General features: G+C 62.8%; 1 pseudogene. It reads right to left on the bottom strand.

The annotated features are described in order from the left end of the window. A pseudogene (locus PZH32_RS12220) lies at positions 1-320 on the bottom strand (energy-coupling factor transporter transmembrane component T family protein); the annotation flags it as partial.

The raw sequence follows: 320 nt of genomic DNA, 5'->3' as shown, positions 1-320 counted from the left end.
GCCAGCAGGCTGCCGGTGCCGATGAAGCCCCAACGCAGCGGCACCAGCGGCACGCCGTAGGGCGTGGTCAGCAGGATCACCACCGCCAAAATACGCGAGAACGCAAACACCGCCTTGCACAGACCCGCCGTCTCACGGCCCAGACCGCAGGAGACGGCCAGCGCCAAGGCCGCCGCCAAAAGCACATCCAGAAACACCAGGTTACTGGTGACAAAGCAGGCAATGGCGAACAGCACGGCACAGATGAGCTTCACGCTGGGGTTCATGCGGTGCAGGATGCTGTCCGCCGGCACATATTCCTGAAACTTCGCCAACTTAGC

The sequence above is a fragment of the Adlercreutzia equolifaciens genome, assembly GCF_029076695.1.
GTDB lineage: Bacteria > Actinomycetota > Coriobacteriia > Coriobacteriales > Eggerthellaceae > Adlercreutzia > Adlercreutzia equolifaciens_A.
This window is presented reverse-complemented; position numbering and strand designations above follow the sequence as displayed.